Below are 15,352 nucleotides of genomic sequence, written 5' to 3'. Positions count from 1 at the left end.
TTAAATCCTAGTAATCTTGTATTATTATATACATAAATTACATACTTGTCCACATTTTCTCAAAATATTTCATACTTTTCCTGGTACTTTTTCTTCAGGTCTTCTGTTTCATTAGGATGTAGTTCATTATTTTGATAGATTAACTCTGCTTTTTTCCAGTGTCCCAATTCCTGTAATAACATTCCTGCTAGAACAAAGAGATCACTTTCTCCCTCATTCGTTACAGCAGTAACTAACGATCCGATTTCATCTTCTTTTTCGAGCATAAAATAGGAAATCAGCGCCTTTTCCTTTGTAACGAAAGGAATGTGGAAGTCTCTACTATTATGGTAGTGCCAAACATCTACTGACTGAACAGCTTCAATGTTTTCTTGCAACATTTCGTATGTATGTGCAGCCAACCTCGCGTAATGTACCATACGTGATTGATCGCCTGCAGCACTTGCATCAAGTGCCATACTTACTGTTAGATTAATAGTATGTTGGTAAATCTCAGTATCAAACTGGTCCATACTTAATGCGGTAGCATACTTTTCTAATGCTTCTTCTTTCATACCAATACGCTCTAACATCACTCCAGCTCGATACAAGAGATATGAGTTACTAGGTTCAAGAGAAACAATCTTATGATTAATTTCTTTTATAATTCTCCGATTTTCATTAACATTTATATTTTGCTGCTTTATACGAATATAAGTATCAGCTAAGAAAAACCAGTACTTCGATTCATTCTGATTTAATGCAACCGCTTTGCTCAATAATTCCTCTCGTTCCGCTAAATACTTTGAGTCTTGAGCTTGATTGTAATACTGATCGGCCATTGAAAAACGATAAGAGATAACAAAACAAACAATTACTAAAATACTAAAGGCGTACAAACTGTTTCTACCCAGCTTATGCGAATTTGCTCCTGAAACCTTCTCCCAAAACTTAGGAACAACAATATGTTCATGATGAATAACCATCGTAAACAACCAAAACACCATCAACCAAATCGTGCCGTACGACATGTTAAAATCGATAAAGCTATGGGAAAAGATCGTTAAGGTTGCTACGAAAACTGCAATTTGCAGCGCTGTCTCTTTTTTCTTTAAATAGTTTTTAGTCATTACATAATAAAAGTATAAAAAGACTGCAACAAAAAGAAGGAAACCTATCCAGCCAATATCTACAATCCATTCAAAGAAGCCGTTATGAATTTTATTTGACTGATAAGGTAGTTGTTGATAATTTTTATAAATTGACGCCCAAGCTTCCCCACCGAAACCGATCAATGGAGACTCCTTACTCATTGCCAGCGCATCTTGCATAAAGTAATACCTTTCCCTCGCTGTGTTATTCTCTGGATTAATACTATTAATTCTTTCTTGGAGGTTTTCTGGCAATTGTTTGTAAACTAGACCTTCATTCGTTAAGTCTAATAATCCTAATAAGCAAATGGCAACAATGGCCATAGGTGCTACGAATTGACCCCATCTTTTCTCGTTCCACCGCTCAATATTTTTTATACAGCGTTCAATAACATTTAATCTTTCCAGTGCAAATCCCAGGGCTATTGTAAGGACGGTAAAAAGCAATAAATACGTTAAACCAGGATAATCATGAAACGGCGTACTGTCTCTCTCAAACGCCCGTGTGACAAAAAGTGCACTCACCATCGTTACTGCCGAATAGCAGATATACTTTAATTGATTTTTAGGGGTTAATAGAAGCAAACCCACTATCCATATAACTGGAAAGAGTAAATACATTCCCCTTGAATAAGATTCAATAAAGCAAACCATGAAAGCTACTAACGGAAATGAATACAAAGCTATTTCATACCCTTTCAAATTTTCGTTAGTTAACATCACGAGTGAAAATAAGTAAAAGGCTATCATGATCATGCCAAATGTATTAGGGTATTGGAACACACCTGAAAAACGATCAGCAATAAAGGCGTTTGGGTAAAATAACCACCCAAAGTGAAGGAAAATCATATGCCAAGCTATCCAAATTCCTGTCAGTTGGAAAACATGCGGCATCCACTGTTTAATTTTCCTTTCCTTCGCAGCCCAGAAAATTAAAAACACAAAAGCAGCGTTTGCTGTCCACTGAAACAACGAGTCCCAAGCACCTTGAGGGTTTTGTGCGTTAAATAAAGATAAGAAAAAACAGAAAGGAAAAATAATAACAAATGCAATAGGCAATATCGAATTCGTTTCTGATCGGATTAAAAGCCTTACGACAAGCATGATAAATAAACTAAAAATAAAGAAATATACAGTGTAAACATCTGTGTTGAAATACAACCCTCTTTCGTAAGGAGTTACAATAAACAATAAAGATAATACAATAAATATAAACCAATTCATTAGTCTAACTCCTCAAGTTTGTTGATTTCGTAAAAAATATTCCCAAATAATTTTGCTGGATACCTACTTAAGTCTCCTCGGTTCTCTGGAATAACTTCATCCGGCCCTATCCACAGCGCCCCCATATATTGTTCATTAAACCCAACGAACCAACCATCAAAAGATGTCGTTCCTGTTTTTCCGCCTAATGTTTGATTAGAAGACTGTGCATGTACACCCGTGCCCTCTTCAACAACATGATATAGTAAATTTTTCATTTCCATAGCAGTGCCCTCGGTAATAATTCTTGTTTCTTTCGGTTTATGTTTGCGAGAAAAGAATGAGTTTCTTTTATCTAGTTTTTGAATACTATGGGCTTCAATCATCTTCCCTTCATTTGTAAATATCGTGTACGCTTGTGCAATTGCAAGCGGCGAAGTTCCAACACTTGTAAACCCATGGGACAATTTAATCCCGTCCTCAATATCTATTTCAAACAAATTAAAACGATTAATGTAATCAATCCCTGTCAGGAAACCAATTTCGTAAAGAAGCCATGCCGCTGGAACATTATATGATTCAACTATCGCTTCTCTCAAAGAAACTTCCCCTCGAAAATCGCGGTCCAAGTTCCATGGTTCAAAATCTCCAAATCGTATCGGTTTATCCAATAACACGCTTTCTGGAGTCCATCCAACTTCTATCGCTGGTGCATAAACAATCAGTGGCTTAAACGTAGATGCTGGCTGTCTAGTCGTTTCGGTCGCGCGGTTAAAATCACTTTCCTGATATTCTCTGCCACCCATTAAGGCATGGATCCCGCCAGTACGTTGATCAACAATAACCATTCCACCTTCTACTGGTGCATTTTCAAACTTAGGAAAGTTCTGCTCGTTCTGAAACTCAGTAAACATGACATGCTGTATAGAAGGATTGAAATAAGTATAAAGACGATGTCCTCTTCTAAAAAATTCCACTTCTTTATAGCCTTTCTTTTCTAACTCTTTAATTACTTGCAATATGTAAGATTGAACAGCCGTCGTTTCACGGTATGTATTCTGTATGACTGTTGGGATTTCATCAAAGTAGGAATAAAGCATGTCTTGACTGATGATGCCTTCTCGAAAAACATTCCCTAAAAACCTTAAGAAATCATCTTCAGAAGAACTTTCACTGCTCATTGTGGATTTATATAATAAAAACAAAACTTCTATTTCTGAAATTTGATCAAGATCTTTATTGAAAAAATAATGGGATGCATTGTTTATCCCAAGTAACCCATATCCAAAATACATATGGTTCAGGTAGATCGCAGGAAGTTCTTGTTCGGGGTCGAGTGAACGAAGTGAAAAACGAGCAATCATTTGCTTACTAGTACTTTTGGGAAACATCATTTCTGGTAATTGATCTAATCTTTTTAATAGGTAATTATTTAATAATTCGGGGACTTCACCATGCCAAATAGCATCATTTGGTACAAGAGCAGTGCCTGAATAGTCATACATTACACTTGGGGTAGGGTTAGCAATCGTTGACTTTATAAGGTTAAGTTGATACGTGAATACACCTAATAGTAGAATAATAGATATTGTAACAGTTAAATAAATTAGTTTCCTCCGGCCTATTATTAACAGACGCTTTCCCATGATGTTATCCCCTTATAAATGGTAGATTATTGAAAATTGTTATTACTTTTTTCATCGTATCAATTATCTAGGATACTGCAATAACTATGAATAATCAACAAAAAATGGCATAATAGTTACAAATTATCCATTTAATTTCTAAAAATCCTAATATAAATGGGCCTCTATTGGCATTTCAACATACTCTGCTGAGCTCCCCCTTCTCTGATATTGGACCCCTTTCGAACGAAGCACCAGCCACAAATCTTAAAAAAGTAACAGATCAAGCCTTCTTCTTCTCTTCCAACGCCTTATTAATTAAAATTCAATCGTTAGTGTTGTTGTAGAACTTAAGTATTTTTTAATTGGTACCGAAGTGATCCTCGCCCTATGTCTGAAGAGTTACAACGATCAAGTGAAGATCTTCCAAATTGTCAATTCACATTATTATCAGGAAGAACGGAGATGATTTTCTTGCTTCTTTTACTCCTTCTATGAAAAAAGAGCAGGAGTAGACATTCTAGTGCAGTAATTGCTTCTCCATACAAAAAAGGCCTACCGTAATCACAAAGTAGACCTTCTTTTGTTACGCTTATTTTCTTTTTCTAGCTTCGTCGGCGATGTATAAACCAACTGTTCTGTTTTCTCGCCAAATTTTATTCCAGTTGGCTAATGGTACAGGTCTAGGGCCAACATGAGGCGATATCTCTGGTGTAAGAGCTGGTTTTTTCTGTTGAAGTATAAACCAATCGGTAAATCCTCCACCACTTTGACTTCGTTGTAAATCTATTGGTTGATAACCCGTTATTCTAGAAACACCGAATGCCAGTTTCCGAGAATGGGGTTCTTGGTTAAACCTCGTAAAGATCACTTCTCCAGACGAATGATAAGAAATAGCCGTCATGAACTTTCTACTTTTCGTAAAATCATATAGAGCTTTCGCTTCAGGTTCTGTTAATGGCGCTTTTCCTTTATAGTTAGAGGCTGAAGGTCGACCAGGATCATTCGTAATTGTGTTCCATAAGGCTGGATATTGTCGATTCAAATCAACTCCACGAATATTGGCCTTCCACCCTGCGAAGTTATGGCTCCCCCGATTATATAAAACCACTTGTGAAGGATTTTTTGCCGCTCTAGCACCTTGTTGGACTAACATGACACCATCTGGATTGACCATCGGTACAAACCATATACTCACATCGTTAAGGACTGTCCTCACATTATAACTTCCTATGGTCGTGTGACCAACATATGCTCTAGCGTACTCATCTATCATTTTCATTAGTACATTTGTCGTCATATGCTCTCGCGCATGGTGAGACCCGTTAAAGAATACTTCTTTTTTTCCATGACCCAATTTAATCGCATAGATGTTGCGGCCATCTACTGATTTTCCTATCACTCTCGTTTCAATAAGGCCTGGATAAAAAAACGTTAACAAGTCGATGTCCTTTTGCATTTGGGAATAACCATAATTTTTACTTCCGTCAACAATGGCTTTGACTTTTCGAGGCACTTTATTGTTAACAACGCGGTCTAACATTCTTAATGTAGCTTTATCTCCCATTCCAGTTTGCGGAAGACCATATTTTTTCTGAAAAGCTTTAACCTTTGAAACCGTTGCTGAACCAAACAGATTAGTCGGTTTATTTGAAACTTTAAATCCTGCTCTTTCTAAATTAAGTTTCATAGTCACAACATCTTTATGGCGTAAACCTTCAAAAAGAAGGCCTGATGCCGTTCTTAATTGATTATATGTTCGTTTATCAACAATACCCGTTTGCGGTAAGTTTTTACTTTTTTGAAATTGCTTCACCCGTTTAGTAGTGGTCGAACCAAAGTAATTGGTCACTTTACTCGAAACTCTAAATCCTGCTTGATCAAGCATTACTTTTAGGATAATCACATCATCCCGATACATGCCTTGACGCAGTGGACCAGTTGCCAATTCGTTGAGTAAATCAAGGGTCGTTGAATAAGCAGCTCCAGTAGCAGGTAACTGATAGTCCGTTTGAAACCTTTTTACTATTTTCGCTGTTTTCGTACCGTACGCGTTGTTTCGAACATTGGATACTTCATAACCCATAATGGCTAAATGTTTTTTTAACTCAATGACTCTTGGATCTTTCATGCCTACATATAACGAATTCAGCGATAATTCATTTAATAGCTTCTGTGTTTCATCTGTAGCTATTCCATTCACTTCAAGGTTAAAAGCCTGTTGGAATGCTGTAACCGCTTTTACCGTTGATTGATCATAAACCTTACTTGTTTTATCCGACACTCTAAAGCCGACTTTTTCCAAGTTAGCTTTTAATACGAGTACATCTTCATGAACCATTCCTTCATGAAGACCACGGTTATTGGACTGAACAATAGCCTCTCCTTCCACTTCAGGCATATCGGCTTCCAATGCGTCTACTTCAGTGAGCTCTTCTTGTTCTAGTCCATTTTCTGCTTCTTCTAGCTGAAGGAATTCTTCTGAGAGATTAGTAGTATAGATTTCCTGATGATCCTCATTAAAGATTACAATAACCATATCTAACAGATCTTCAGTCGTCACATCTTCTAGCTCATATAGATCTTCCTCTAATACATGTACTTTCTCATACACCTGCTCATTCAAATAAAAAGTAATAGAATACATGTCGCTAAGTTGATGGTCAAGAGATAAAACTACAGAATGTTCTTTGACTTCTTCAAGCGTTACCATCAGACTGCGCTCTTGCTCCTCTGCAATAACAATGTGATCGGAAGTTAATGAAAAAGGCCCATAAGGAATAATTAATAATAAGCAAAGTAATAATAACGAAAAACTACGAAATTTCAACAAAACCCCTCACAATCTTACATAATATTTTTTATTTTAATAGAATTTCTAATTTTAGTAAATTAGTTTTTTGGGGTGTGGAGTATAGGAGGGGAAGGGGCGTGGGACAATTCCCTTGCTTCTTTCCTTCCGCTGTACTTTAACTAGCAGGAGTATGACACTAGAATTTAGTTTTAAGTGCAGTAAAAACAATACTTTTCCGGGGTGGCACTGTGACCGATTTCAAACTGTGGATAACTAGACATTAATACCATAAAACCTTTCGTCCCCTGTGTATAACGTAAAAGGTGGATAACCCTCTGTATAAATAGAAAGTTATCCACCTTTTTGGTGATCATATGGTTTTTTCTAGTGTCTTCGTTTTTATTTGATCCACAATCGGCTTACCCAGGACATGATTTGAACCCTTGTTTATGTTTTTGGGGGCACTCAACTTCGTCATAGATTCACAACAAGGTTGCACTACCTGGTTGGGAGATCAAGTCCACATTCCCACCAATCTCACTAAGCCTAAGCTTTTAAAATACGTCACTTTCTTCCACTATTTCAATAAAATTCGAGTCACAGTGACAGATTCTAATGCATCATAGGCGTTATCTTTTAACTTTGAATCCTTTTCATGCATTTCGGGTCATTAAATTTTAACTTCAGCCTGTTTATTTTCAACTTCAGCCGATTTATTTTCAACTTTATGCCTTTTATTTTCAACTTCAGTCTATTTATTTTCAACTTTATGCCTTTTATTTTCAACTTCAGTCTATTTATTATCAACTTCATACACTGCTTTTCTTCTGATCGGAAGTTACTACCCAGAAAATATGTGGCGGTAATTGGTCATTTTTTAACCGCAAATACTAGTCTCTTAAATTTATTTTTTCAAGTAAATAATGAAAGACTTTTGTGGTCTCGGTTACAACAAATACTTCTGAAGTCATGCCTATTCTAACTTCGCCTTGCTCGCCTTTTCTATTAACAAGTGGTTCATTAATAATGGTGGCTTCCACGGTATAATAACTAAGGCCATCTTGCTGAATAGTCGAATCAGAGCTTACTGAAGTGATCTCTCCCTTTAAATGTCCATAATTTTGCTTTGGAAACGCAGAAAAATGAAAATTCACTTCATTCCCTACAGCAATTTTTCCGATCTCGTGGTTAGGCACTGCAATCATCATTTTATATTTGGATTCATTTTGGGGGATAATAGACAAAATACTTTCACCCGGTTGAATAACCTCTCCAACGTTCATTTCCTTTAATACATTAATCGTGCCGCTAATAGGAGCCGTGATTTCCGCGTTTTCAACCGCCATTGTTAACTGGTCAATCGTTTCTTCTAAAGCATCTCTCTCATTTTCTTGTCCAGCTAAAGTCGAATTTATTTCGACTATCTTATCTTTTTCCAGCTTTTGTAATGCTAACTCTTTCATTTCGATTAGTGACTGCTCTTGTTGTACTAAGTTTTTTTGTTGATCACCTAATTGATCTTTTTGAGTCACGTGAGCATCATTGTTTACTTTTACTTGTTGTATATCGTTTAAATAAAGCAATTTATTCGTTAATTCCTGAAGCTGTGACTCTAATTCATTAATTCTATTAATGACTAAAAATAATGTATCATTAATAAAGGTTTCTACCTCTAATAACGAAACTTCATATTGAGTTTTTGCTTGATTAATTTGTTCCTGTGAGATCCCTTCTGTTTCTTTTAAATTATCGTAAGATCTCTTATGCTCACTAGAGACAGCCAACAGTTTTTCGTATTTTGTTTGGAAAGATATAAATTGAGAGTGCCTTTGTTGATCTGACTCAGGTAGGTCTAACTTCTTTTTTTCAATGGATGATTTTAGTTTTTTTTCATTAGCAAGTTCTGTTTCGATCCTAGCAATTTCTTTTTTGAGCCCTTGCCTTTCAAACTCGTATTCTTTTAATACTTGTTTATAATTGTTCTGATTATCCTTCATATTAACTTCTACTAATTGTAATGAATAGCTAAGCTCCTTTCGATGCTTATCCAATTCATTTATGGTTCCAGCATAGTCAGCTTTAATCGTCTGAACCGTTAGTAAGTACTGCTCAACTAAATCGGAGTAATCTTTTTCCTTACCTAATTCACTACTAAATAAATTTTCTTTTCGCTCTATGCTTTCTCTGTAGTTTTTTAATAACTCAATTTCATCTTTTACTTGCTGTAAATCCAGTTGACGATTTTGCAATTCCATTTTTAGTTCTTCCTGATTTATTGTAAATAAGATATCACCCTTAGTTACTTGCTGCCCTTCTTGGTAATGCACCTCTTCTACTCGTCCAGAAATAGTGGGTTGAACAGTACTAACCCTATCATTCGGTCGCACCACCCCTGTTGCTTTGGCAACACGGTCAAACTCCCCAATATACGACCAGAGTAGTAAAGATATGAGTAATAACACAAAAATAGAAATAAAAATTGGCACAAAAGGATGTGGTTTAGACTCAAGTACTTCTCTACTATCTGATATTTCGTTTATGTTTTTTATCACTTCTCTCATATCATCACCCTTTATTGCATGACCAATTGATGAGTTTGTATCTCTGGTAATTGATTTTCCCAAAGCTGTCTGTAACGTCCAGATATACTCATCAATTCATCATGTGTTCCCATTTCAATAATTTCACCATGCTCAATCACACAAATCTTGTCACACTTCATAATAGTACTAAGCCTATGGGCAATAATAATTGTAGTAATCCCTTTACAATAGTCATCAATCGTTTCTGATATTGCCTTTTCAGTAATTGAATCTAAATTACTCGTAGCCTCATCTAAAATTAAGATATCTGGCTTTTTTAATATTGCCCTTGTAATTGATAAGCGTTGACGTTGTCCTCCTGATAAATTGGCGCCATTTTCTTCTAAAATCGTGTTATAACGAAGCGGAAGTTGATTAATAAAATCATGCGCTTTGGTTATTTTGGCAGCTTCAATAATATCTTCCAGTGTTGATCTCTGATCTAAACCTAAAGATAAATTCTCTTCGATCGTCCCACTAAAGAAAAAGTTGTCTTGTGATACATACGCAATTCTTTCTCTCAATTTTTGAAAATCAAGATCTTGAATATTGATATCGCTAATAAAGATTTCTCCTTTTTCTGGCTGATAAAAATTTAATAGCAGCTTAGCTAAAGTTGTTTTCCCTGATCCACTTTCGCCAACAAAAGCAATTTTCTCACCATTTTTAATCGTTAAATTAATATTTTTTAAAATTAATTCACGGGTACCGTAGCGAAAATCGAGATTTTTTATTTGGAGATCACCTGTTAAGTTTTCTGGCTCAATTTTTTTCCCTTTATGCTTGTCCGCTTCAGTTTCTAGATCCAAAATTTCCCCTAAACGTTCTGATGCAACAACTGCGGATTGGAGCATTGGCTGTAAATTAATTAAATTTTGTAATGGCGTTAGGAAATAAGCAAGCAAAGCATTATAGGCAATTAGTTGGCCAGCAGTCATATTACCTTGAATAACTTGGTATGAACCAACCCATAAGATGACAATTCCACCTGCTAGCTGTAAGTAATTTTTCAGTGCGGATTGGAAGTTATCAATCATTCCATGCTTAAAGATACTTCTTAGTAACTTAATAAATTTTGTTTCTGTTTGTAGATTAGCTAGTCGTTCTGCATTATAGGCTTTGACTGTCTCAATACCGTTTAATGATTCTACTAAATAAGAGGTTAATTGCGCATTCTCTTCCATTTCTCTGCGATTAACTTTTTCGAACGGTTTCCGAAAAGCCCAAACTATAACTAAATAAATAGGAACCAAAATAATGGTAATACCGAATAAAAACGCATTTTGCGTATAAAGTATAATCCCACCAATAATTACCATTATTGTATCTAATACAATTGTTAGAGTTGCTCCTGAAATGGCTTCACGAACTTTAGAAGCATCCATCAAACGGGAAATAATTTCCCCCACTTTTCTCGTTCCAAAAAAATTCATTGGTAACGACAAAACATGCTGATAGTACCCTAAAATCAGACTTACATCTAACTTCTGACTAATATGTAATAATAAATAAGACCGAAATGCATCTAACAATACTTTAAAGGTATAGAGAACAATGACCCCAATTGAAATAATATGTAGTGTTTTTTCTAAATTAAAAGCTAGTACTTCATCGATCAATAATTGAAAATAAAATGCCCCGGCAATTCCAAGGATCGTATATAAGATAGAGGCTAGAAAAATTTGCATGAATAAATATTTTTGAGGCTTTAACAAATGAAAAAAGCGCGAGAAAAGCCCTTTCGTTTCATCACCCTTCTCAAACCTTTGTGTCGGTACCATTAAAATAAGTACACCCGTCCAGATTTGAAAAAACTCCTCTGGAGTATACATAATAATACCTTTAGCAGGATCTGCGATGATGACCTGTTTTTTTGTTATTTTATGGATTACGACATAATGGAGAAGAGTCTGATCAATGACAACATGGGCAATCGCAGGAAGTGGGAAATCAGAAAAAAAAGCTTCAGCATCACCTTTAACCCCTTTAGCTGTAAAGCCTAGGTGTTCGGCTGCTTTAACTATACCTAAAGCGTTCGTCCCTTGTTTATCAGTACCGGCAACTTCTCTAATTTTTGTTATTGGAACTTTTAAACTATAATGGTGGGAAATCGTAGCAAGGCATGCTGCGCCACAGTCTTTTTCGTCATGTTGTTTGATACAATGGTATTTTTTAAACATAATTATCCTCACAACTAAATTTGTTTTAATATAAATTTACAAAATGAACCTATATATGTAACCGACTTTTGATGTCGGTACTCCGACAAATCTCGGCGTTATTCCGACAGTTGATTTCGTTGAAGGAATAAACGTTATAGGATAATGTAGATTTTGAGAAGCGCTTCTCACATAAATTTAATTTTAAGGAGGATTTATATGGAAATTAAAGGTATGAAGTCACTAGGTAACGAGGAAATGCTTGAATTAAATGGAGGGGCGGTTATCAATCCAATTACTATAAGGTTAGCAGCAGGGATTGTTCATGCTTGGACAAAAACCCCACAAGGGCAAGCAACAATTGCGAAAACAGCTGCATGGGCTTCTGGTGGATTTGCGGCCGGTCGAGAAATTTATGATTGGACTAGATAATCACTTTGAAAGAATCTGTAACAAGAATAAAACAGCATGAAAACGAAAAACAAAATCATATTATTTAATTTACTATATGTTATTTTCACTACATTTCTTATTATAGTTTTTTATAATAAGTTAAATGCTTTTAAGATTGACACATTTACAACCCTTTTCTTAATTTACCGCCATGTCAATGCATCATTTTTAAAAGTAGGTTTGGCAAATGTGGGTAATATCTTTCATCTGTCCAAGAATAATCGTGTTGAAGTCATTTATATGTTTACAACTTTAATTTGTATTATTCCAGCTTGGTTGGGATCCTTTATCTTATATGGAAATATCTCTATAGATGTATACAATCAATATATTTTAATTTGGGTTTTAATACTTATTACAATGTTTATGGATATATTTTTATATCATATAAGAAAAAGAACAGACTCTGGTCTTAAAATCAAACAATAAAGGAGTATCTCGTGATGAAATCTTTAGTATTAATGGATAACGAAGAATTAATGGATGTTAATGGCGGCATTTGGCCTTATTTGATAGTTGCTGGTGTAGGTGTAGGTGCAGGATATTTGTACGAATCAGCAAAGAATAATCATAAAAATAAAAAAAGCACACCTACTTCACCAACAGCTCCAAATTGGAACCTAAGTGGTGGTGTAAGAGTCTAGAAGAGATACTTATACAGTTCCGAGAAAGTAGCAAACACCTTCTACTCTCTCGGAACGATAACTTAATACATCTTTCATACCTTCTTAAAGTCCAATTAGAGGATTTCCTGAACGATTGTTTGTTAAAACCTTCTTTTACTATCGAAATGAAATGAAAAACACCTTGCAAAAAGACCTACTCTACCTATCATAGAGCAGGACTACGGATATAATTTCTTTATCTCATGTTCTTCCCATTTCTAATCTCTCAGCTAACACCTAAGCTATTATCCCCAGCTTCCGCCCTTGCATCATCATTTCAGCTCTATACTTAACGTCGATCTTTTTAAACTATTCTATAGTCACAATGATAAGTTGAAGTCCTTATCACACCTAGACTTAGCCCTGTTTATTTTATTTTTCTAGCTCTAGTATCTAACCAGGCGCCTTTTAAACACAATAGGATGCTGACATTCGTTTAGGATAGGATTAAAACGCATTAACTACTAAATTGTGCAGATTTTTTAGGTTACACCTACATCTATAGTTGTGGTGGTGGATATACATATTGACTTAACTAAACAGGCTTATATCCCTGTACAGAAATGTAGCCCTACTTGTTATTATAGTGTCCGTTCTCTCTTTTTATCTGATAACCTCTGGTATCATACCAAGCAATCTTGCTTTAGCAATCACTTCAACTCTAGAACTGACATTCAGCTTCTTGAAAATATTAGTTAAATGTCTTTCTACAGTTCTTCTACTCATAAAAATATCTTCAGCAATCTTTTCATTCGTTAATCCTTCAGCAACCTTCATTAAAATTTCTTCTTCTTTTTCAGTAAGATTTATTCCTCTTCCAATTTCTGTATATTTATTATTTTGCGTTCGCCTTAGCTCGTACAATAACTCTAATGGAATAACAGCTTGTCCATCAATTATCCCTCTTATAGTACGGATAAGCTGTTGCGTTGAACTCGATTTACTTACGAACCCTGAAACACCTTCTTGAACCAAATAGTTAAAATGGCTTGAAAGATCATGTCCGGTGTAAATGAGTACTTTCGCCTCTGAATTCTTATTTAATATCTCTTTCGTTAATAGGATACCGCTTATTTCAGGCATATCTAAATCTAGCAAATAGACGTCATGTTTTTTTTCTCTAATTATATTAATAGCTTCTGTACTTGACCCAAAAAAGTCTACACGAAAATCCGGTTCACTTTCTAATAAGGTCTTAGTCCCTTCTCCAACGATTGAATGATCGTCTACAACAAGAATAGTAATCATGCTTTTCACCTTCTAACATAAGTTACTTACTTTCAACGGAATATCCATCTGGACGCTCATGCCTCGATTTGGTTTAGATTTAAAATTGATTTGCCCGCCTACCCCATGAACTCGACCTGCCATCCCTATTAAACCTATTTTCTTCTGATCTGTATTTATTATATTAAAATCAGTGCCTACACCATCATCTTGATAAGATAATTTCAGCTCATCGTAATTAATTCTAATGGAAATAGTTACTTCTCTAGCTTTTGAGTGTTTGATCGCATTATTTAATAACTCTTGAACGATACGGTAGACGACTAATTTATATTCATTGTTTATCAACTGATTTTGACTATCAACAACGGTAATAGTAAGATTGCTGTTACAACGTAATTTAAATTTTTCTTCTAACTCTTGTAACGAATTTTCAAGACTTGTTTCTCCTAGAAGTGGTGGTGCTAATTCTTGACATGTCTCCCTCATACTAAACAGGATATCTAAAATTTCTTCTTCTAGTTCTGTTACTTTATTTTCTAAAGCAGGTTGTTCCTTTGAAGCTGCTTGCTTTACTCCTTCAATTTTTCTTTTCACGATAATAATATCCTGAAGAAAAGAGTCATGAATATCACTAGCTAACTTCTTTCGTTCTCTTTCTGCCCAATTAAAAATTAATTGACTGAGGTAGTTGCAATTCGTACAGTTAAGATCATTTGATTTTAGAGTTTCTAATTCTTTTATCAAATCTTCTATTTCAATCATAGTTATGATATCGTTTTTAATTACATGATTTAATAAAGTAGTTCCTGAATGCACTTCGGGCACTGTATATTCCTGCCGTTGTACTTGAAGTTTTAATCCCATAAAACCATAACCTATTAGACCTAAGATAAAAACAATTGTCGCAAAGAAAACAATCCAATAATTATATCTCCAAACATCATCAATATTCAGAATTCTCAAAATGTAGTTAGTGAATAATCCAAAGGTTATGGCTGGGATAAAGGCTAAATTAACTAAAAGCCGTTGACGTTTTTTGGATGGATGCTGTTCCTGAATAAACGCATATACAAGTAACACAACGCCACATAGAATATAGGGTATTACCCACAAACTAGCGACGGCATAGGGAACTACTAAATTTGGATAAACAGGAAAGAAAATACCCATTGCTAAGGTTGGTAAAATAAGAACTACCTTTAAATATTTTTCCCTTTTATTAATTAAAAGTTCAGAATACACAATGGAAAAGACAAGGAACGCAAATGGGGTAACATAATGGGAAACAAATGATAACATATGTTCAAGGAATAAAAGAGTTCCGTCCATATATTGCCTGTGAATAACTTCTGCCATAAGTGGTCTTATATTTTCTTCAATAACAACAGACAGGCCTCCCGCACCACCAGCAAAAGCTGTTACACTAGCCCAACGTGTAGACTGCCTATTTCGATCAAATATTATTAGTACTAAAGCTATCCCCCACAGGAGAATAAATAAAAACAACATCG

9 protein-coding genes are annotated in these 15,352 nt (G+C 35.2%); 2 read left to right on the top strand and 7 right to left on the bottom strand.

The genetic code is table 11. The features are described from left to right. Positions 1-59: 59 nt before the first annotated feature. The 5 genes from N7Z68_RS11515 to N7Z68_RS11495 all read right to left on the bottom strand — a co-directional run bounded on the left by N7Z68_RS11515 (position 60) and on the right by N7Z68_RS11495 (position 11,514). A complete protein-coding gene (locus tag N7Z68_RS11515; RefSeq protein ID WP_275118628.1) occupies positions 60-2,354 on the bottom strand; it encodes an O-antigen ligase family protein in 2,295 nt (764 codons plus the stop codon). After that, on the bottom strand, positions 2,354-3,979 hold the full coding sequence (locus tag N7Z68_RS11510; protein WP_275118627.1) for a transglycosylase domain-containing protein: 1,626 nt from the start codon (positions 3,977-3,979) through the stop codon (positions 2,354-2,356). The genes N7Z68_RS11515 and N7Z68_RS11510 overlap by 1 nt, the downstream gene beginning before the upstream one ends. Positions 3,980-4,550: 571 nt before the next feature. Then, positions 4,551-6,788: a peptidoglycan-binding protein gene (locus tag N7Z68_RS11505; RefSeq protein WP_275118626.1), complete on the bottom strand. Its 2,238-nt coding sequence runs from the start codon at positions 6,786-6,788 to the stop codon at positions 4,551-4,553. Positions 6,789-7,642: 854 nt separating this feature from the next. Beyond that, on the bottom strand, positions 7,643-9,313 hold the full coding sequence (locus tag N7Z68_RS11500; RefSeq protein WP_275118625.1) for a beta-barrel domain-containing protein: 1,671 nt from the start codon (positions 9,311-9,313) through the stop codon (positions 7,643-7,645). 11 nt (positions 9,314-9,324) lie between these two features. Further along, entirely contained in the window at positions 9,325-11,514 is a 2,190-nt protein-coding gene (locus tag N7Z68_RS11495) for a peptidase domain-containing ABC transporter (RefSeq protein ID WP_275118624.1), read from the bottom strand. Between the two features lie 198 nt (positions 11,515-11,712). Here N7Z68_RS11495 and N7Z68_RS11490 point away from each other — a divergent pair, with 198 nt between their 5' ends. Both N7Z68_RS11490 and N7Z68_RS11485 read left to right on the top strand, forming a co-directional pair. Then, a complete protein-coding gene (locus N7Z68_RS11490; protein ID WP_275118623.1) occupies positions 11,713-11,925 on the top strand; it encodes a hypothetical protein in 213 nt (70 codons plus the stop codon). A gap of 464 nt (positions 11,926-12,389) precedes the next feature. Next, on the top strand, positions 12,390-12,590 hold the full coding sequence (locus tag N7Z68_RS11485) for a class IIb bacteriocin, lactobin A/cerein 7B family (protein WP_275118784.1): 201 nt from the start codon (positions 12,390-12,392) through the stop codon (positions 12,588-12,590). A 624-nt stretch (positions 12,591-13,214) separates the two neighbouring features. On the opposite strand, the gene N7Z68_RS11480 is transcribed toward N7Z68_RS11485, so the two are convergent. Both N7Z68_RS11480 and N7Z68_RS11475 read right to left on the bottom strand, forming a co-directional pair. After that, the gene (locus tag N7Z68_RS11480) at positions 13,215-13,859 is read right to left on the bottom strand and encodes a response regulator transcription factor (RefSeq protein WP_275118622.1); all 645 of its coding nucleotides are present in this window, start codon (positions 13,857-13,859) and stop codon (positions 13,215-13,217) included. A gap of 12 nt (positions 13,860-13,871) precedes the next feature. Further along, on the bottom strand, positions 13,872-15,350 hold the full coding sequence (locus N7Z68_RS11475; protein ID WP_275118621.1) for a sensor histidine kinase: 1,479 nt from the start codon (positions 15,348-15,350) through the stop codon (positions 13,872-13,874). Between the last annotated feature and the right edge of the window lie 2 nt (positions 15,351-15,352).

Origin of the sequence: Alkalihalobacterium chitinilyticum (assembly GCF_029028005.1) — a bacterium.
Classification (GTDB): Bacteria; Bacillota; Bacilli; order Bacillales; family Bacillaceae_F; genus Alkalihalobacterium; species Alkalihalobacterium chitinilyticum.
Note: the sequence above shows the minus strand (reverse complement) of the source record. Positions and strands in the feature narration are given on the sequence as shown.